General features: G+C 71.3%; 14 protein-coding genes and 1 pseudogene. 9 read left to right on the plus strand and 6 right to left on the minus strand.

The window, feature by feature from the left end:
* The first annotated feature begins 759 nt into the window (after window positions 1-759).
* The 3 genes from ACZ52C_RS04040 to ACZ52C_RS04050 all read left to right on the plus strand — a co-directional run bounded on the left by ACZ52C_RS04040 (window position 760) and on the right by ACZ52C_RS04050 (window position 3,006).
* Window positions 760-1,470: an antibiotic biosynthesis monooxygenase gene (locus tag ACZ52C_RS04040; RefSeq protein ID WP_469073273.1), complete on the plus strand. Its 711-nt coding sequence runs from the start codon at window positions 760-762 to the stop codon at window positions 1,468-1,470.
* Between the two features lie 127 nt (window positions 1,471-1,597).
* Window positions 1,598-2,242, plus strand: coding sequence for an ArsR/SmtB family transcription factor (locus ACZ52C_RS04045; RefSeq protein WP_469073274.1), 645 nt, complete (start codon window positions 1,598-1,600; stop codon window positions 2,240-2,242).
* 20 nt (window positions 2,243-2,262) lie between these two features.
* A complete protein-coding gene (locus tag ACZ52C_RS04050) occupies window positions 2,263-3,006 on the plus strand; it encodes an SRPBCC family protein (RefSeq protein ID WP_469073275.1) in 744 nt (247 codons plus the stop codon).
* A gap of 24 nt (window positions 3,007-3,030) precedes the next feature.
* Here the strand turns inward: ACZ52C_RS04050 and ACZ52C_RS04055 are convergent, their stop codons facing one another.
* Window positions 3,031-4,854 carry an endonuclease/exonuclease/phosphatase family protein gene (locus ACZ52C_RS04055; protein ID WP_469073276.1) on the minus strand — a complete coding sequence of 608 codons (1,824 nt, stop codon included), beginning with the start codon at window positions 4,852-4,854 and terminating at the stop codon, window positions 3,031-3,033.
* Window positions 4,855-5,249: 395 nt separating this feature from the next.
* On the opposite strand from ACZ52C_RS04055, the gene ACZ52C_RS04060 reads away from it, so the two are divergent.
* From ACZ52C_RS04060 to ACZ52C_RS04080, 5 genes and pseudogenes are all read left to right on the plus strand, one after another.
* Window positions 5,250-6,782, plus strand: a complete 1,533-nt coding sequence (locus ACZ52C_RS04060) for a hypothetical protein (protein WP_469073277.1) — start codon at window positions 5,250-5,252, stop codon at window positions 6,780-6,782.
* A gap of 278 nt (window positions 6,783-7,060) precedes the next feature.
* Window positions 7,061-7,526: pseudogene (locus tag ACZ52C_RS04065) on the plus strand (alkaline phosphatase PhoX); the annotation flags it as partial.
* A 471-nt stretch (window positions 7,527-7,997) separates the two neighbouring features.
* The gene (locus tag ACZ52C_RS04070) at window positions 7,998-9,584 is read left to right on the plus strand and encodes a vWA domain-containing protein (protein ID WP_469073278.1); all 1,587 of its coding nucleotides are present in this window, start codon (window positions 7,998-8,000) and stop codon (window positions 9,582-9,584) included.
* 105 nt (window positions 9,585-9,689) lie between these two features.
* Window positions 9,690-10,382 carry a GntR family transcriptional regulator gene (locus ACZ52C_RS04075; protein ID WP_469073279.1) on the plus strand — a complete coding sequence of 231 codons (693 nt, stop codon included), beginning with the start codon at window positions 9,690-9,692 and terminating at the stop codon, window positions 10,380-10,382.
* Window positions 10,383-10,478: 96 nt separating this feature from the next.
* Window positions 10,479-11,498, plus strand: a complete 1,020-nt coding sequence (locus ACZ52C_RS04080) for a 1-aminocyclopropane-1-carboxylate deaminase (protein WP_469073280.1) — start codon at window positions 10,479-10,481, stop codon at window positions 11,496-11,498.
* Between the two features lie 75 nt (window positions 11,499-11,573).
* On the opposite strand, the gene ACZ52C_RS04085 is transcribed toward ACZ52C_RS04080, so the two are convergent.
* Window positions 11,574-12,788, minus strand: a complete 1,215-nt coding sequence (locus ACZ52C_RS04085; RefSeq protein ID WP_469073427.1) for a TerD family protein — start codon at window positions 12,786-12,788, stop codon at window positions 11,574-11,576.
* A gap of 175 nt (window positions 12,789-12,963) precedes the next feature.
* Between ACZ52C_RS04085 and ACZ52C_RS04090 the strand changes: the two genes are divergently transcribed.
* A complete protein-coding gene (locus ACZ52C_RS04090) occupies window positions 12,964-13,842 on the plus strand; it encodes a nuclease (protein WP_469073281.1) in 879 nt (292 codons plus the stop codon).
* A 24-nt stretch (window positions 13,843-13,866) separates the two neighbouring features.
* On the opposite strand, the gene ACZ52C_RS04095 is transcribed toward ACZ52C_RS04090, so the two are convergent.
* The 4 genes from ACZ52C_RS04095 to ACZ52C_RS04110 are packed head-to-tail and all read right to left on the minus strand — an operon-like array spanning window position 13,867 to window position 17,988.
* Window positions 13,867-14,856, minus strand: a complete 990-nt coding sequence (locus ACZ52C_RS04095; RefSeq protein WP_469073282.1) for a zinc-dependent alcohol dehydrogenase family protein — start codon at window positions 14,854-14,856, stop codon at window positions 13,867-13,869.
* Complete coding sequence (locus tag ACZ52C_RS04100; RefSeq protein ID WP_469073283.1) at window positions 14,853-15,689, minus strand: carbohydrate ABC transporter permease; 837 nt, start codon at window positions 15,687-15,689, stop codon at window positions 14,853-14,855. Before ACZ52C_RS04100 ends, ACZ52C_RS04095 begins: the two co-directional genes overlap by 4 nt.
* Window positions 15,686-16,624, minus strand: coding sequence for a carbohydrate ABC transporter permease (locus tag ACZ52C_RS04105; protein ID WP_469073284.1), 939 nt, complete (start codon window positions 16,622-16,624; stop codon window positions 15,686-15,688). The genes ACZ52C_RS04100 and ACZ52C_RS04105 overlap by 4 nt, the downstream gene beginning before the upstream one ends.
* Window positions 16,621-17,988, minus strand: coding sequence for an ABC transporter substrate-binding protein (locus ACZ52C_RS04110; protein ID WP_469073285.1), 1,368 nt, complete (start codon window positions 17,986-17,988; stop codon window positions 16,621-16,623). Before ACZ52C_RS04110 ends, ACZ52C_RS04105 begins: the two co-directional genes overlap by 4 nt.
* Between the last annotated feature and the right edge of the window lie 16 nt (window positions 17,989-18,004).

The raw sequence follows: 18,004 nt of genomic DNA on the forward strand, positions 1-18,004 counted from the left end.
TGCCTCGCCATGAGGGTCGTGCCTCGCCGTGCTGGTCGTGCCTCGCCGTGCAGGTCGTGCGTCGTGGTGCAGGCCATGTGCGCCCTCTCGGCATGCGCGCTGCGCAGGGATTCGTCGCCGTACTGGTCGTACGTCGTGGTGCAGGCCATGCGCGCCGTGCGTCGCGAGCCCGGATGCGCCGCCCGCGAGCTTGGCTCGCGAGCCTGCGCCCGGGCTCGTCGCCCCGCAGGCCGCGCGTCGCCCCGCAGGCCGCGCGTCGCCCCGCAGGCCGCGCGTCGCCCCGCAGGCCGCGCGTCGCCGTGCTGGTCGCGCGTCGCTCTGCGGGTCGTGCGTCGTGGTGCAGGCCATGCGCGCCACCCCCGCCATGCGCGCCGCCCCCGCCATCATTGCCGTTCGGACCACGCGCGCGTGGAGCTGCTGCGTGTCTGGAGCGCGCTGAGTGCTTGGAGCGTGCCGACGGTGTGGTCTGCGTTGAAGGGGGCGCGTGCCTGAGCGCGCCGGGGATGTCCACTGCGCCGAGTGCATCGGTGGCGGTTCGCGGGGGGCGGTGTCTGCGTCCGGCGTCAGCGGATCGGGGAAGCGTGGCGGCGCGCCAATGCCGCCGCCATGCCTCGCGCGTCCCGGTAGTCCGGTGCGGCGCTCTCCCCTTGGTTTTCCGCGCCTTCGCGCGCTCGGCCCGAGCGCGCACTTGACCTGAATCTTGGTTGAGGTTGAAAGGTGGTCGGTGCATTCATCGCGTACCGATCTTGGGAGAGTGGCATGACCCGTCGTACGGACCTCCACCCCGTCCTCGACCGCCCGGACGTCGGGGCGTCCCTCTTCAGCACCTGGGAGGTCGGCACCCCCGAGCGGCAGCGCCGGACAGTCGAGGCCGTCGCCGACACCTGGGAGCGACGGCCGTGGCCGGCGGCCGGGCTGTTGGGGTACTTCGTCTACACCGCCGAGGACGGCTCCGGCCTGCTGCACCACTCGCAGTGGGCCGACGAGCAGGCCTACGACGCCTTCGTCGAGACGCACCGGCAGGAGCGCAACAACGCCATCGACACCGCCGTACCCGGGATCGAGCGGGTGGACCTGGCGCGCTATCGGCGGTACCGCAGCCTCACGGGCGGCGAGGGGCGGCCCGCGCGCGTGCCGGGGTGCGTCGTGATCGTCGACGTCCGGTTCGACGGGCCGGACCCAGCGCGGCAGCGGGCCTGGGTGGACGCCGTGGAGGAGGCGCTCGCCGCCGAACCGGACGCGCACCCCGGCGGCATCTCCGCCCACTTCCACCTCGGCACCGACGGCACCCGCGTCCTCAACTACGCCGAATGGGAGACGGCGCAACACCACATGGACGCCCTCGCCGCACCGGGCGACGGCATCGGCTCGTCCTCGCCGCTCTGGCAGCGCGTGCAGAACTGGCCCGGACTGCTGGGGACCGGCTCGGTCAAGCGGTACGAGTACGCCCTCGGCCTCGTTCCCGACTGAGCCCGGCGGCTCCTCTCGTCCATGGGCGACCCCCGGTCCCACCCCACCCCGCCCCACCCGCACACACCCGTTCACCGAAAATTCCAACCGTCTGGACAAAAAAAGTTTTCGGTGAGACCTTGGAGTCATGTGGGACGTCACCGTGATCGAGGACCCCGAGGCAGCGGCCGTGTCGCTGGACCCCGTGCGTGCCCGGCTGCTCGCCGAACTGGCGGCCGGGCCCGCCTCGGCGGCCATGCTGGCCGGGAAGGTCGGACTGCCGCGCCAGAAGGTGAACTACCACCTCAAGGCGCTGGAGCGGCACGGCCTGGTCGAGCTGGCGGGGGAGCGCCGCAAGGGCAACGTCACCGAGCGGCTGATGCGGGCCACCGCCGCGTCGTACGTGATCTCACCGCTCGCGCTCGCCGCCGTGCAGCCGGATCCGGACCGCTTCCGGGACCAGCTCTCCGCGCGGTGGCTGCTGGCGCTCGGCGCCCGGCTGGTCCGGGACGTCGGATCGCTGATCACCGGCGCGGCCAAGGCCCGCAAACGCCTGGCGACCTTCGCGCTCGACGGCGAGGTCGCCTTCGCCTCGGCCGCCGACCGGGCCGCGTTCGTCCAGGAGCTGACGGCCGGGGTGAGCGCGCTCATCCGCAAGTACGACGCCCCCGACGCCCAGGGCGGCCGGGGTCACCGCATCGTCGTGGCCGTCCACCCGACGGTCAGGCCGCAGCCCGCCGACGGCCCCGAGCCGTCCGTACTTCCCGTCCCGCCCGAACCGCCCGCCCGGTAGGACCCGTTGAGGAGCGCATCATGCCCAAGGAATTCGAGATCGCCCGTGAGTTCGAGGTCGACGCCACGCCCGAGGAGGTGTGGGAGGCCGTCACCGCCGGGACCGGGGGGTGGCTGTGGCCGATGGAGGCACCCGAGCCGCGGGTCGGCGGCAAGGGGCCGTTCGGCTCCGACGTCACCGCGTGGGACCCGCCGCACCGCTACACCAACCGCGTCGAGGACGTGGAGGGGATCTCCGAGCAGACGCTCAACCAGCTCGACTACACGATCGAGCCGCGCGACGACGGCCGCCGCGCCTGGGTGCGGTACGTGCACAGCGGCGTCTTCGTCGACGACTGGGACAACCAGTACGACGGTGCCGCCAAGCACACCGGCTTCTATCTGCACACCCTGCGCCAGTACCTGACGCGCTTCGCCGGCCGGAAGATCACCGCGTTCGCCACCTTCGACGGCCCCGAGGCGTCCGGTGGCGCCGACGCGCTCTCCGTCGTCGGACGGGCGCTCGGCCTCGCGGACGACACCGCCGAAGGCGCCCGGGTCCAGGTCGAGGGGCCCGGCGGGCAGCGCTTCGAGGCCGTCGTCGACTATCGCGACGCGTACTTCATCGGTCTGCGCACCGACGACGCCCTCCTCCGCTTCTTCGGCCGCAACCACTGGGGCCATGTCGTCGGCATGAGCGTCCACGACTTCGCGCCGGGCGCCGACTCCGAGGCCGACGAGACCGCGTGGAAGGGCTGGCTGAACGGGGTGTTCAGCCAGCCCTGAGAAAACCACTGCCCACCGCGCCCGTTACGGCTCGAAGCGCAGCACCTGCGGGTCGTGGTCGCTGATCTGGTCGTGGAACTCCGCGTTGGTGTGCACGCTGTCGTACGTGAAATCGCACGAGCGCCGGATCGAGGGGCTGATCAGGATCTGGTCGAGGACCTGCGTGTTGCCCTGGAAGACGTACGAGTAACGCTCGCTCCCCGGCAGCGACTTGACCGCCGACCACAGGGCGCCGTCGTCCTCCAGCAGTTCGGCGGTCTTCGAGAACTCGAAGTCGTTGATGTCGCCGAGGGCTATGACGTCCGCGTTCCTCTCCTTCGCCAGGATCTCCTTGACGAAGGTGTTCACGGCGGTCGCCTGGAGATGGCGCTGGGTCTCCGAACTCCGCTTCGGCGGCTGGAACTCCGAGTGCAGCGACTGGTCGCCGCCCTTGGACGCGAAGTGGTTCGCGATCACGAAGACGGACTTGCCGCGGAAGGAGAACTCGCCGACGAGCGGCTTGCGGCTGTTGGTCCAGGCGGCGTTCGCCGGGTCGATACGGCCGGGGGAGACCGTCAGCCGCGCCTTGCCGTACGCCTTCGTCACCCCGACGGCGGTCGTGGCGTCGCCGCCCGCGCGGTCGGTGAAGGAGACCCGCTCGGGGTTGAACAGGAAGACCTGGCGGATGTTGCCGCCCGGCTCGCCGCCGTCCGCGAGGTTCACCGGGTCGATGGAGCGCCAGTCGTACGTCGGGCCGCCGGCCGCCGCGATGGCCTCGATCAGCTTCTTCACCGTCTGGTCGGCGGCGACCGTACCGTCGTTGGTGGCGCCGTTGTTGTCCTGGATCTCCTCCAGGGTCACGATGTCGGGCGACTGGAGGTGGTGCACGATCGCCGCCGCGTGGTCCGCGAAGGAGGCGTCCGAGGGGTCCAGGTTCTCGACGTTGTACGTGGCCACCGCCAGCTCGCCGCGCCCCTGCTTGCGCGTCGTCTCGCGCTCCAGCCCGCCCTGCTCAAGGGTGCCGAGGTGGTTGGCGACGAGCGTGTAGCCGCCGAACTGGTTGTAGTCCAGCGGGCCGGCCGTCGTGCCCTTCAGGGCGTCGCCGACGTTCGCCTTCGGGAAGTCGGCGACCGCGCCGAGCGACTGGATCTGGAGCCGGCCGGTGTTCTGCGAGGTGTAGGAGCCGTACACCGTGCCGCCGCGGCGGTTGGCGTTCTCCCGGGGCTTCACGGTGACCCACAGCTCGGTGAACGGGTCGGTGGCGCCCACCACCCGGGCATCGGCGACCTGGACGTTCATGCCCTCCAGGGACTCGTAGTAGTCCAGGGCGTACGTGGCCGGGGCGAGCGTGAGGCCGTTGACCGAACCGCCGACGGCGGTGTCGCCGGTCGGGGCGTACCGGCTCGGCACCGACCGGGCGTTCACGACGGTCGCGGCCGGGACGGCGTTGCCGGTGGAGACCACCGTGATCGTCGGGCGGGTGATCTGTGTCACGGACTGGTTTCCGGACGAAGTGCCGCCCGGTACGAACTCGGAGACCGTGCCCGCGACCGTCACCGCGTCACCGACGGAGACGGTCGGCCGGGAGCTGGTGAAGACGAAGACGCCCTCGCTCGTGGCCGGGTCGGCGTCCGCCTTGGTGTCCTGGATCCAGAAGCCGCGCGAACCGTAGGTGCGGACGCCCGTGACGATCCCCTCGACCCCGGTCACCTGCTGACCGGCGAGCGGGGACGTCCGGGTCGTGCCCTGGATGTCGTGGATGCGTACGGCGTCCGCCACGGCGGGCGAGGTCAGGACCACGGCGGAGACCGTGGAGCAGATGGTGGCGACGGTCAGCGCGCCGATGCGCGCGGTTCTCTTGCTCGGCAAGGGGATCCCTCCGGGGACGTACGTGAGCGCCGGGACGAGAGTGGACGGGGGTGGCCTGCGACCGGTGGGGCGGTGCGACGCGCGTAGAACTCCGATGGGCGGCGGCGGGGTTCGGTGGGCCCGGACGGTCGCCCCTGTGGGCGGCCCTGGAATCCGCCCAGAGCTACCCGTGAGTTTCTACGCGCGTCAATCTCCTGCCTGGTCAGGTCAGTTGTCAAGGTTTCAGCCACACCCGACTCCTGGCAGGTACATGAACCGGGCGGCATGGGCTCAAATCCGTCTAGGCTGAGCGGCTGCGCACTCGTACGCGTATCGCTCACGGGCGCCGTCCGCACAGCGGCCCTGAACCGCTCGGCCGTCGTACGTCACCATCTGTTCCGAGGAGACCCCCACCGATGTCAGACAGCTCGCCACTGCCGCCGGTGCGGCTTCTCTCCGAAGCGGAGCTGGCGCGGGAGGCGCTCGCCACGCCGCTGCTCTCGCGCGCCGCGCGGCTCGCCCGCTGGGCCGGGCCGGACACGCGCGTGGGCGCCGGGGGCGAACTCGTGGAGGAGCAACTGCCCGCGGCCGCCGAGGCGCTGGGGCTCACCGGCGGGGGCGGGGCCGGAAGCGGGGAAACCGCCGGGGGCGGCTCGGGCGGTGTGGGCACCGACCCGCTCGCCCTTCTCGGCGGTGACGACGCGGCGGCCCTGGCGAGCGAGGCCTGGCGGGTGGCCATGGACACCGGGCTCGTCGAGATCGTGGACGAGGAGGCCGGGACGGTCGCGGCGGGCGAGGACCTCGCGCTCCTCACCTCGGGCGGACCGCAGGACGTGCTCGGCATCTGGCTCACCGCCCTGGAGACCACCCTCGCCGACGCGAGCGTGCCCGACCTCGACGGCCTGGTCGAGGCCATGGACTCCGGCGGCGAGATCGACTTCTCCGAGCTGGACTGGGACCCCGAGGCCGAGGCGGACTTCCTCGACGGAGTGCTCGGCAACCTCTACCTCCTCACCGTCAGCGAGGACGGCCCCGAGGGGCCGGTTCCGCTGCCCGCCCTCGCCGCGTCGATGATCGTTCCCGACGACATGGGGGAGCCCACCAACGACGTCCTGGAACAGGTCTCGGACGCCATGATGCGGCTCGACGACCAGTTCCGGGTGCTGGAGCCGGTCGGGCTGGTGGAGTACCAGCCGGTGGACGAGGCGCTGATGACGGACGCGGAGGAGGCCGCGGCCGCCGCCGAGGGGTCGGGGGCGCCCGTCGTCGACGACACCGATGTCACCCGCTACGGCATGGTCCGGCTCACCCCGCTGGGGCTGTACGGGGTGCGGGCGCGGCTCCAGGAGGCCGGCGTGGCCGCGCCCGCCGTGGGGGACCTCGTCGACAAGGGGGCGGACGTGCTCCTCGACGGCACCGCCGGGTTCCCGCCGGCGGCGGCCCAGGCCGAGACCGAGCAGTGGCTCGCCCGCCGTGAGGCGCTGGCCGCGGCGCGGGAACTGCTGGCCGCGGCGCGCGGCTCCGACGCGGGGGCTCCGCTGCGGCGGCTGCGCTGTCAGCAGGCGCTGTCCCTGGTGGGGGCGGTGGCCGAGCCGGCGCTCCGGGAGGTGCTGGACGATCCCGAGCTGGGTGGGCTCGCCCGGGTGTGGCTGACCGAGCGCGGGGCGGGGGACGTGCCCGCGCCGTCCGAGGCGATGGTCTTCTGGCTCACCATCGACACGGTGGCCGCGCAGTTGGCGGCGGAGGGGAATTCGGCGGAGCTGAGGGCGCTGGTGGAGGGGCTGGCCGCGCAGCACGGGTCGTTCTTCGCGGCGGCGTGGCGGGTGGATCATCCGGCGACGCCGGATGTGCTGGAGGCGATGGGGAGGATCCACCCCGACAAGAAGGTGGCGAAGGAGGCGCGGAAGGCGGCGTTCAAGGCACGTTCGCAGATGGGGCCGGGGGTTTGACGGGGTGGGGCGTCTGAAGGGTGGGGCGCCTAGTGGGGTGGGGGTGCCTGTTTCGTCGGCGGGTGCGGGTGAGTGGGGGTTCTCGCGCAGTTCCCCGCGCCCCTGAAAAGCAGGGGCTGCGCCCCGTGCTTTTCAGGCCCGCAGGGCCGTGGTCTTTCAGGCCCGCAGGGGCCTGAAGCTTTTAAAGGCGCGGGGAACTGCGCGAGAAGTCCCACGCACCCGCGGACGAAGACCGGACCCGCACCCGCCCATGACACACGCACCCCCCTGACCACGGCGCACCCAAGCTGGAGGGCATGTGGTGGGGGCGACGGCGGCGCGTACCTCGTCTCCTCGTACGCCCGGGCCGAGAGCCCCGGCGCCGCGCACGACGGCCAGGTCTGGTTCTACGACCCCAAGCGCCGCACCCTCACCCTGAAGGTCCTCCTCGGCGTCGACCCGGACCCGTCCGCCGACGGCGCCCTCGACCGGCCCGACAACATCACCGTCTCTCCGTACGGCGGCATCGTCCTCCTCGCCGAGGACGGCGAGGGGATCTCGCATCTGTTCGGCGCCACCGACAGCGGCCGTACCTACCCGATCGCCCGCAACGACCTGAACATCGGCACCGAGGAGGAGCCCGAGTACAGCGAGTTCGCCGGCGTCACCTTCTCACCCGACGGAAAGACCCTCTACGCCGACATCCAGACGCCGGGAATCCTGCTCGCGATCACCGGGCCGTGGAAGCGGCAGAAGCGGTGGTGAGAAACGGTGGTGAGAAGCGGTGATTAATTCGCTGGCCCGTCCCGCGGTGCGCCTCCTAGAGTGATGCCTGTCCAGGTGCGAAGGCAGGACCTACTTCCACTCATAATGGGGCGGCCGCGGGTTCGAGTCCCGCCACCGGTACCAACACGCCGGTGTAGCTCAGGGGTTAGAGCACCTACGTCGGTTCCGCCGAATTCGATCTCTGGACACCCAAAGCTTTACGCACCTCCCGGTGCGACGCGATCTCGGGAGGCGCGGCAGATGGTGGGTGCCCGGTGCGCAGGCAGCGGATACTTCGGGAACTGGTGGGGAGGAATCCCCGTGCGGGTTCGAATCCCGTCATCGACTCCGGTCGGTGTGGCGGAACGGAAGACGCGCCTGTTGATAAGCACCGCCGCCGAATTCGATCTCGGTCACCTTCCTTCTGCCGTGCCTCCCTCCGAAATACCCATGTATTCGGGGGAATTCATCATGGCGCGGTTCAACACGAAGGCCGGAAAGGCGCAGCCCACCTCGCGGGTCACCTCGACGGGGCAGGTGCTCCGTACGTACGAGGGCGGCAGGGGCCGTGAGCGGGACGAGCGCTCCGAGCTGTTCCTGCTGTCGATCGCCAACTTCGTCGCGCAGAAGACCTTCTACGAGAGCGGTGAGGACCGCGACGACCGGTTCGCCGCGCTCGTCCGCCGCCTCGCCGTCACCGACCCGGTGTGGACGGCCGGCCTGCTCGGCTGGCTGCGCGGCGAGGGCAACCTCCGTACGGCCTCGATCGTGGGAGCCGCCGAGTACGTGAAGGCACGGCTCGACGCGGGCGTCACCGACGGGCCCGCCAACCGCCAGGTCGTCGACTCGGTGCTGCGGCGCCCGGACGAGCCCGGCGAGCTGCTCGCCTACTGGACCTCGCGGTACGGGCGCGCCGTCCCCAAGCCCGTGAAGCGGGGCGTCGCCGACGCCGTACGACGGCTCTACAGCCCCAAGTCGCTGCTGAAGTACGACACCGCGTCCAAGGGGTACCGCTTCGGCGACATCCTGAACCTGGTGCACGCGGCGCCGGACCCGGCCAAGCCGTGGCAGGGGGACCTGTTCCAGTACGCCCTCGACCGGCGCCACCACCCGGACACGGCGGTCGTGCCCCGGTCGCTGCCGATGCTCGCCGCGCACCGTGACCTGATGGAGCTGCGGCCCGCCAAGCGGCGCCGGGTCGTGACCGGCTCGGGCGGCGCCCAGCGGCTCGCGGACGCGGGGATCACCTGGGAGGCGCTGGCCGGTTGGCTGCAGGGGCCGATGGACAAGGCGGCCTGGGAGGCCGTCATTCCGTCCATGGGCGCCATGGCCCTCGTGCGCAACCTGCGGAACTTCGACGAGGCGGGTGTCTCCGACGAGGTCGCGGCGCGGGTGGCGGCGCGGATCAGCGACCCGGCGGAGGTCGCGCGGTCGCGGCAGTTCCCGTTCCGCTACCTCTCGGCGTTCCGGCACGCGCCCTCGCTGCGCTGGGCGTACCCGCTGGAGCAGGCGCTCGGTCACTCGCTGGCCAACGTGCCCGCGCTGCCCGGCCGGACCCTGGTCCTGGTCGACCGCTCGGGCTCGATGTTCTCCTCGCGGCTGACCGACCGCTCCTCGCTGACGTACGCGGACGCGGCGGCGATCTTCGGCACGGCGCTCGCGCTGCGGGCGGCGCACGCGGATCTCGTCGAGTTCGGCAGCACGAGCCGGGTGGTGAAGTTCGGTGCGGGCGAGTCCGTGCTGAAGATCATCGGCCGGTTCGGCGACCTGGGCGGCACCGACACCACCGAGGCCGTCCGCCGGCACTACCGCAAGCACGACCGGGTCCTGATCGTCACCGACGAGCAGGCCACGTACAGCCACTACGGCGACCCGACCGCGCAGATCCCGGCCGACGTCCCCGTCTACACCTGGAACCTCGCCGGGTACCGGGCGGGCCACGGCCCCTCCGGCCGGGCGAACCGGCACACGTTCGGGGGGCTCTCGGACGCGGCTTTCCGGATGGTCCCGCTGCTGGAGGCGGCCCGGGACGCCGACTGGCCGTGGGCGGCCGAGTGACTTCGGTCCCTCGGTCGACCGGGGGGTGAGTGTGGCCCGTATCCCAGTGGGGGTGCGGGCCACACTCTTGTTCGCGTCCCGTACTGACATCTAACATTTCAGTCCATGGAGGCCATACGACCGGTCGGGCGCACCCTTCTCAGGGACCGTGCCTACCAAGCCATCCGGGACGCCATCGTGGCCGGGGAGATCGAGCCCGGCGCGGTGGTGCGTGACGCCGAGTTCGCGGAGTTGCTGGGGCTGTCCCGGGCGCCGGTGCGGGAGGCCTTCTCGCGTCTGGTCGACGAAGGGCTGCTGGAGAGCAAGCCGCAGAGCTACACACGGGTCACGGCCGTCGTGGCCGCCGATGTGCGGGACGCGGCGGCCGTGGTCGGCGCCATGCACGAACTGGCCACCCGGGCCGCCGTGCCCCGGCTGTTCGCGGCGGACGTCGAGACGATGCGCTCGGCCAACGAGCGGTTCGCGGCGGCCGTCCGCACCGGCGACGTGGACGCCGCCCTCGTCGCCGACGACGAACTCCACGACGTCCTCGTCCGGGTCAGCGGCAACCGCGCGGCCGCCGCCACCATCGCCCGCTACACCCCGCTCATCCGCCGCCTGGAGCGCCGGCGCTTCGGCGAGGGCGGCAACTGCCGCTCGGCCGGCCTGCACGACCAGCTCATCGAGGCCTGCGCGGGCGGCGACACGGACGAGGCGGTCCGTGTGACGGCGGAGATCTGGCACGGCCTGGCGGCACTCGTCGACGAGTCGGCGGACGGTCCGGCGGACGGGCCGGCCGTCCTCGAAGCGGACGACTGACCCGCCGCCACCGCCCGCCGTACACACGCGAGCCCCACCACGCCTCGTCCCGCACCATCCCGCCCCGCACCGCTCCACTCCAGACCGGGAGGACCCGTGTCCCTTTCTTCCTTCGCGCGCTATCCGCTCCTCTTCGGGCCCTCGCCGGTCCACCCGCTGGAGCGGCTGACCGCGCATCTCGGTGGTGCCTCCGTCTGGGCCAAGCGGGAGGACTGCAACTCCGGTATCGCGTACGGCGGCAACAAGACGCGCAAGCTGGAGTACCTGGTCGCCGACGCGCTCGCGCAGGGCTGCGACACCCTCGTCTCCATCGGCGGTGTGCAGTCCAACCACACCCGCCAGGTCGCCGCCGTCGCCGCCCGCGCCGGGCTCAAGTGCGTGCTCGTGCAGGAGAGTTGGGTCGACTGGCCGGACGCCGTCTACGACAAGGTCGGCAACATCCTGATCAGCCGGCTGGCCGGCGCCGACGTACGGCTCGTCCGGGCCGGCTTCGGTATCGGCTTCAAGGAGAGCTGGGAGCTGGCGCTCAGGGAGGTCGAGGAGAACGGCGGCAAGCCGTACGCCATCCCGGCGGGCGCCTCCGACCACCCGCTCGGTGGCCTGGGCTTCGCCGGCTGGGCGTACGAAGTCGCCGAGCAGGAGCGGGAGCTGGGCGTCTTCTTCGACACGGTGGTCGTGTGCTCGGTGACCGGCTCGACGCAGGCCGGCATGGTCGCCGGCTTCGCCGCGCTGGAGGAGGCGGGCGCACGGGCGCGCCGGGTGATCGGCATCGACGCCTCGGCCAAGCCGGCCACCACCCGTGAGCAGGTCGCCCGGATCGCCCACAACACCGGGCAACTCATTGGTCTCAAAAGGGAGTTGACCGTCGCGGACGTGGAGCTGGACGAGCGGTACCACGCCGGGACCTATGGCGTCCCGGACGACGCCACCCTCGTCGCCATGCAGCTCGCGGCACGCACCGAGGGCATGGTCACCGACCCCGTCTACGAGGGCAAGTCGATGGCCGGGATGGTCGACCTGATCGAGCGCGGCGAGATCGGTCCGGACTCCACCGTGCTCTACGCGCACCTCGGCGGGCAGCCGGCGCTGAACGCGTACAGCGGAGTGATCCAGTGAGCCGGGCGCCCTCCTGAGCAGTACGCGCTCGTCAGCCGGGCGCCCTCCTGAGCGGGGCGCCCGGCGTTGTTTGCCTCAGAGGGCCTGGGCGGCCGGCTTCACCATCCCCCTGACCGTGCGGGACTTGACGAAGTCGCCCATCGCGGTCATCTCCCACTCGCCGGAGAACTGCTTGATCAGCTTGGCCATCATCACGCCGGTCTGGGCCTCGGCGTTGGTGAGGTCGAAGCGGACCAGCTCCTCGCCGGTCGCGGCGTCGAGCAGACGGCAGTAGGCCTTGGCGACCTCGGTGAACTTCTGCCCGGAGAAGGAGTTGACGGTGAAGACCAGACCGGTGACGTCCTGGGGGAGCCGGCCGAGGTCCACGACGATGACCTCGTCGTCGCCGCCGCCCTCACCGGTGAGGTTGTCGCCCGAGTGCTTGATCGCGCCGTTGACGATGGACAGCTTGCCGAAGTAGCAGCTGTCGATGTGGTTGCGCTGGGGGCCGTACGCGATGACCGACGCGTCCAGGTCGATGTCCTTGCCCCGGTACGCGGGCTCCCAGCCGAGGCCCATCTTGACCTGGGAGAGCAGCGGGCGGCCTCCCTTGACCAGGGAGACCGTCTGGTTCTTCTGGAGGCTGACGCGGCCCTTGTCCAGGTTGATCTTCCCGGCGCCGGGCGCGGGCGGGGCCGGAGGGGCGGGGGGTGCCGGGGGCGCGGCGACGCGGGGGTCCATGGGCGGGGCCGGCGGGGCGGCCGGGGGCTGGGTGGCGGGGGCGGGCGGGGCGACGGGCTGCGCCGGTGCCGGGGCGGGCTCCTCCACGGTGACGCCGAAGTCCGTCGCGATGCCCGCGAGGCCGTTGGCGTATCCCTGGCCGACCGCGCGCGCCTTCCACGCGCCGTTGCGCAGATAGACCTCCACGATCACCAGGGCCGTCTCCGTGCCCAGCTGGGGCGGGGTGAACGTGGCGATCACCGAGCCGTTCGCCGCGTCGCGGATCGTGGCCGTCGGTTCGACGCCCTGGAAGGTCTGGCCGGCCGCGTCGGGGCTGGCCGTGACGACGATCTTCTCGATGCCCGGGGGGACGGCCGTCGTGTCCACGGTGATCGAGTCGGGGGTCGTGCCGCCGCCGGAGCGGTAGGTCACGCCCGGGCCGCTCGGCTGGTTGTAGAAGATGAAGTCGTCGTCCGAGCGGACCTTGCCGTCGGCGGTGAGCAGCAGGCCCGAGACGTCGAGCCGCACGGGCGCGGCGACGTCCACCGCGACACGGGTGACGGGCAGCGGGATGTTCGAGCCGGGGGTCATAGCGGTCATGCCGGGAGAACGATTCGAGCCGCTTTACCGTTCCCTTACCGTCCGGGTTGGGGCCGTGTGGGTGGGGTCGGCCGGGCGGAGGCGCGGGGCGCTCCGGTCCGCTCCTCGCGTGTGTACCTTCCGTGAGGGACGAACACCCACCGTGACGCCTGGACGGGAGCCGATCATGGCCATGCTGCTGATCAGAGGAAGGTTCAAGGTGGAGGGGGGTGCCAAGCCGGACGGGGACACCCTTCCCTTCATCCCTGACGACGTGGACGACTGGAAACTGGTCCCGGGGGACACGCGGATCGTGCCCAGGGCCGACGGGCGCGCGAGTGTCCGGCTCGAAGGGATCGACGCCCTGGAGACCCACTACGGCGAGGAGCCGCACGTGGAGCACCAGCCGCGGGGTCTCGCCCACGAGGCCGCCGACGAACTGCTGAAGTTCCTCGACTTCAAGACCGTTCTCAGGGACGACGACGAGACCGTCGCCACCGTGCCGGACAGCGTGCCCGGCTGGATCCTCACCCGGGGCGCCGACGCCTACGGCCGCTGCGTGGCCTTCGCCGGCAAGGGCACCCCGCCCGTCCACAGCGGCTACTGGACGGACGTCGACGAGGACCTGCTGAAGCGCACCGCCAACCACCGTCTGCTCCTGCTCGGTCTGGCCTACCCGACGTTCTACTCGGGCCTCCCCTTCCACCTGCGCGAACTGCTCGCCGAGGCCGCGGAGAAGGCGAAGGCGTCCGCGAAGGGCGTGTGGAAGGTGGACAAGACCCTCGACGGCGTGAAGGTCATGGGCATGGCCTCGCTGACGGACGACAAGACCGGCGTGGTGATCCTGCCGAAGCTGTTCCGGCGGCTGAAGGACTACCTGGACTTCACGGGCACGGCCCCCTCGCTGGCCTGCTTCCGCGCCTTCCTGGCCGGAGCCCAGGACGAGTACCGCCTCCCGGACTCCGCAAGGATCCACCGGGGCCTGCACCACATCGTCGAGGTCACGACCGACAACACGGTGAAGATGACCCGCCCGTGCAAGGACATCGTCTTCGTGGAGAAGTGAGCCGCCGGCCGGTGCGGGGCGCGGTCAGGGGATCACCACGATCTTGCGGCCGACGCCCGAGGCGAACTGTTCCAGGGCCTGCGGATACTGGTCCAGGGGGAGGCGGTCGCTGATGAGGACGTCCGGGTCCAGGACGCCGCTCGCGAAGAGTTCCGCCGCGCGTTCGAAGCTGTGCAGGACGGCCATGGAGCCCGTGATGGTGATCTCCTGGTTGTAGATGCGGTACGGGTCGATCGTGACCCGTGTCGCGTAGTCGGCCACTCCGAACTGGAGGAAGGTCCCGGCCCTGGCCACCCGGTCCAGGCCGTCCTGGATGGCGGCGGCGTTGCCCGTCGCGTCGATCACCACGTCCCAGCCCTGGGGCCGGTCGAGTTCGTCGGCGCCCGCGGCGGCCGCCGAGACGCCCAGTCGGCGGGCGGTCTCCAGGCGGGAGGGGTTCACGTCGACCACGTCCACACTCGCCGCGCCCGTCCGCTTCGCGAGCTCCAGCATCATCAGACCCATCGTGCCCGAGCCGTAGACGAGGACATGGGCGCCGAGACGGGCCCGCAGGACGTCGTAGCCCCGTACCGCGCAGGACAGCGGTTCCACCAGTGCCGCGTCCTCGGTGCGGACGTGCTCCGGGAGCCGGACGCAGTTCGCCACCGGCGCCACCGCGTACTGCGCCGCGCCTCCGGCCGTGGTGACGCCGATCGCGGCCCACCGCTCGCAGAGGTTGTTGTGGCCGGTGCGGCAGTAGCGGCACTCGTGGCAGTACAGGGACGGGTCGACGGCCACCCGGTCGCCCACGGAGAGTTCGGTGACCCGGCCGCCCACGCCCACCACCTCGCCCGCGAACTCGTGTCCGGGCACGATCGGCAGCTTCGGGGCGAACTCGCCCTGGAGGATGTGCAGATCGGTGCCGCACAGACCGCACGCGGCGACCTCGACGACGACCTCTCGGGGGCCCGGTGCCGGGTGGGGGACCTCGGCGACGACGGCCCTGCCCACGGACTCGATGACGGCGGCCTTCATTTGACGGCTCCCAGGGAGAGGCCCTGGACCAGCTTGTCCTGGGCGGCGAACCCCGCGGCGAGCACCGGCAGGGAGATGACGAGCGACGCGGCGCACACCTTGGCCAGGAACAGGCCCTGGCTGGTGATGAAGCCGGTGAGGAAGACGGGGGCGGTCTCGGCGACGACACCGGTCAGCACCCTCGCGAAGAGCAGCTCGTTCCAGCTGAAGATGAAGCAGATCAGGGCGGTCGCGGCGATGCCGGGGGCCGCGATCGGCGCCACCACCCGGGACAGCACCGTGGGGAGCCGGGCACCGTCGAGTTGCGCGGCCTCGATCACCGCCACCGGGACCTCCGCCAGGAAGGACTGCATCATCCAGACGGCGATCGGCAGGTTCATGGAGGTGTACAGCAGGACGAGGAGCCAGATGTTGTCCAGCAGGCCCGTGTTCCTGGCGAAGAGGTAGAGGGGGAGCAGGCCCGCCACCACCGGCAGCATCTTCGTGGAGAGGAAGAAGAACAGGACGTCCGTCCACTTCCTCACCGGGCGGATCGACAGCGCGTACGCCGCCGGGAAGGCGAGGAGGAGGACGAGCAGGGTCGACGCCAGGGACGCCACCGCCGAGTTGATCAGGGCGGGCCAGGGGCCGGCCCCGCCGTCCACGCCGAAGAACTCGCGGTAGCCGTCGAGGGTCAGGGAGGCCGCCCAGGACGGGGGGTTGGTCGCCGCGTCCGGTTCCGAGTGGAGCGACGTCAGCGCCATCCAGGCGATGGGCAGGAAGAACAGGACACCGAGCGCCCAGGCCGCCAGCCCCAGGCCGAGTCCTTTGCTTCTTTGGGCAGTTGGCCTCATGACCGGCCCGCCTCCTCACGGAACAGCGACGACACCACACGCAGGGCGAACGTCGCGATGATGATCGAGCCGATGACGACCAGGACGCCCGCGGCCGAGGCGAGGCCGTTCTCGTGGGCCTGGTAGAAGGTCTGGTAGACGGTGTACGGCAGGTTCGCCGTACCCAGGCCGCCCGAGGTGATCGTGAAGACCGCGTCGAAGTTCTGGACGATGTGGATCGAGCCCAGCAACGCGCCCAGTTCGAGATAGCGGCGCAGATGCGGGAGCGTCAGATGGCGGAAGATCTGCCAGTCGCTCGCGCCGTCGACCCGGGCCGCCTCGATCTGCTGCTGGTCCCGGGACTGTAGTCCCGCCAGCAGGATCAGCATCATGAACGGTGTCCACTGCCACACCAGGGCGGCCTCGACCGCGAGCAGCGGGGTGTCCGAGATCCAGTCGGGCTGGGGGCCGCCGACATAGTGCAACAGCCCGTTGAACAGGCCGTATTCGGGGTTGTAGAGGACGTGTTTCCAGAGCAGGGCCGCCGCCACCGGGACCACCAGGAAGGGGGCGATGAGCAGGGTGCGGACGATGCCCCGGCCCCGGAACCTCCGGTCGAGCAGCAGGGCGAGCAGCAGACCGAGGACCAGACTGGCGAGGACCACGGCGACCGTCAGCAGGATCGTCGTCCACACCGAGCGGCGCAGGTCGGGGTCGGTGAGGACCTCGCCGTAGTTGGCGAGGCCGGCGAAGCGGCGGGCGTCCGGGTAGAGGGAGTTCCAGTCGAGGAAGGAGATCACCAGCGTGGCCACGAACGGGAGTTGGGTCACGGCGATCATGAAGATCAGGGCGGGCAGGAGCGGGGCTCGGGTGGCCCAGGCGCGCAGCCGGGCGTTCGGTGTGCCGCGGGTGCGTACGGCGGCCGCCGCCGTCGGCGCTGTCGTGGTCGCGGTCATCGTCCCTCGTACTCCTCGGAGATCTGCTCGGCGAGCGCCTGCGATTTCTTCAGGGCCGACGCGACGGACTGGCGTCCGGCGACGGCCGCGCTGATCTCCAGGGAGACCTTGGTGCCGAGGTCGGTGAACTCGGGGATGCCGACGAACTGGATGCCGGGCGCGGGGCGCGGCTGGATGCCGGGGTCGGTGGGCCGGGCGCTCTCGATGGCCTCGCGGGTCGTCTCCTGGAAGGCGGCGGCCTCCTCGCGGTAGTCCGGGTTCGCGTACGTCGACTCCCGTTTGCCGGCGGGCACGTTCGACCAGCCGATCTCGTCGCCGACCAGTTCCTCGTACTCCTTGCTCGACGCCCAGGAGACGAACTTCCAGGCCCTGTCCGGGTTCCGGGAGGCCTGTTGGATGCCCCAGGCCCAGGTGTAGAGCCAGCCGGAGGACCGGGTCTTCTCGACGGGCGCCGGTACATAGCCGACCTTGCCCTGCACCGGGGAGTCGTCCGCCTCCAGGGAGCCGGCCGCGGACGTGGCGTCGTACCACATGGCGACCTTGCCCTGGGTCATGTTGTTGAGGCACTCGGCGAAGCCGGCCTGGGCGGCGCCGGACTCGCCGTGCTCGCGCACGAGGTCCACGTAGAACCTGGTCGCCCGCTCGAACTCGGGGGAGTCGAGCCGGGCCTTCCAGTCCTTGTCGAACCAGGTGCCGCCGAAGGTGTTCACGACGGTGGTGAGCGGCGCCATGATCTCGCCCCAGCCGGGCAGTCCGCGCAGACAGATGCCCTTCATGCCGTCCTCGGCCCCGTCGGCCTCGGCGGCGAGGTCGGCGACCTGCCGCCAGGTGGGGTGCTCGGGCATGGTGAGCCCGTGCTCGGCGAAGACGTCCTTGCGGTACATCAGGAAGGACGACTCGCCGTAGAACGGCTCGCCGTAGAGCTTGCCGTCGTCGCCGGTCAGGGACTGGCGCATCGGCTTCAGGATGTCCTGCTGGTCGAAGCCCGGGTCCTTCGCGACGTACGGGTCCAGCTCCTCCAGCCAGCCGTTGCGGGCGTAGACGGGTATCTCGTAGTTGCTGAGGGTGGCCACGTCGTACTGGCCCGCCTGGTTGGCGAAGTCCTGGCTGATCTTGTCGCGGACGTCGTTCTCCGGCAGCACGGTGAAGTTGACCCGGATGCCGGTCTTCTTGGTGAAGTGCGCGGCGGTGAGCTTCTGTAGCTCCTGCATCTGGGGGTTGTTGACCATGAGGACGTTGATGGCGTCGCCGCCGGATCCCGCCCCGCCCGCCCCGGTCCAGCAGCCGGAGAGAAGCGGGGCGAGCAGCGTCCCCGCGGCGACCGCGGCGAGTGCGCGCGACCTCCGTCGGCTCGGGATTCGCATGGATCGCTCCTGGACG

Source organism: Streptomyces sp. NPDC034049 (genome assembly GCF_055575575.1).

Excerpts from the sequence above, each read along its gene's own strand:
- ACZ52C_RS04110 (WP_469073285.1), bottom strand. The coding sequence starts at position 17,988 with ATGCGAATCCCGAGCCGACGGAGGTCGCGCGCACTCGCCGCGGTCGCC.
- ACZ52C_RS04075 (WP_469073279.1), top strand. The coding sequence starts at position 9,690 with ATGGAGGCCATACGACCGGTCGGGCGCACCCTTCTCAGGGACCGTGCC.
- ACZ52C_RS04085 (WP_469073427.1), bottom strand. The coding sequence starts at position 12,788 with ATGACCCCCGGCTCGAACATCCCGCTGCCCGTCACCCGTGTCGCGGTG.
- ACZ52C_RS04060 (WP_469073277.1), top strand. The coding sequence starts at position 5,250 with ATGTCAGACAGCTCGCCACTGCCGCCGGTGCGGCTTCTCTCCGAAGCG.
- ACZ52C_RS04050 (WP_469073275.1), top strand. The coding sequence starts at position 2,263 with ATGCCCAAGGAATTCGAGATCGCCCGTGAGTTCGAGGTCGACGCCACG.
- ACZ52C_RS04100 (WP_469073283.1), bottom strand. The coding sequence starts at position 15,689 with ATGAGGCCAACTGCCCAAAGAAGCAAAGGACTCGGCCTGGGGCTGGCG.
- ACZ52C_RS04070 (WP_469073278.1), top strand. The coding sequence starts at position 7,998 with ATGGCGCGGTTCAACACGAAGGCCGGAAAGGCGCAGCCCACCTCGCGG.
- ACZ52C_RS04095 (WP_469073282.1), bottom strand. The coding sequence starts at position 14,856 with ATGAAGGCCGCCGTCATCGAGTCCGTGGGCAGGGCCGTCGTCGCCGAG.
- ACZ52C_RS04040 (WP_469073273.1), top strand. The coding sequence starts at position 760 with ATGACCCGTCGTACGGACCTCCACCCCGTCCTCGACCGCCCGGACGTC.
- ACZ52C_RS04090 (WP_469073281.1), top strand. The coding sequence starts at position 12,964 with ATGGCCATGCTGCTGATCAGAGGAAGGTTCAAGGTGGAGGGGGGTGCC.
- ACZ52C_RS04045 (WP_469073274.1), top strand. The coding sequence starts at position 1,598 with ATGTGGGACGTCACCGTGATCGAGGACCCCGAGGCAGCGGCCGTGTCG.
- ACZ52C_RS04105 (WP_469073284.1), bottom strand. The coding sequence starts at position 16,624 with ATGACCGCGACCACGACAGCGCCGACGGCGGCGGCCGCCGTACGCACC.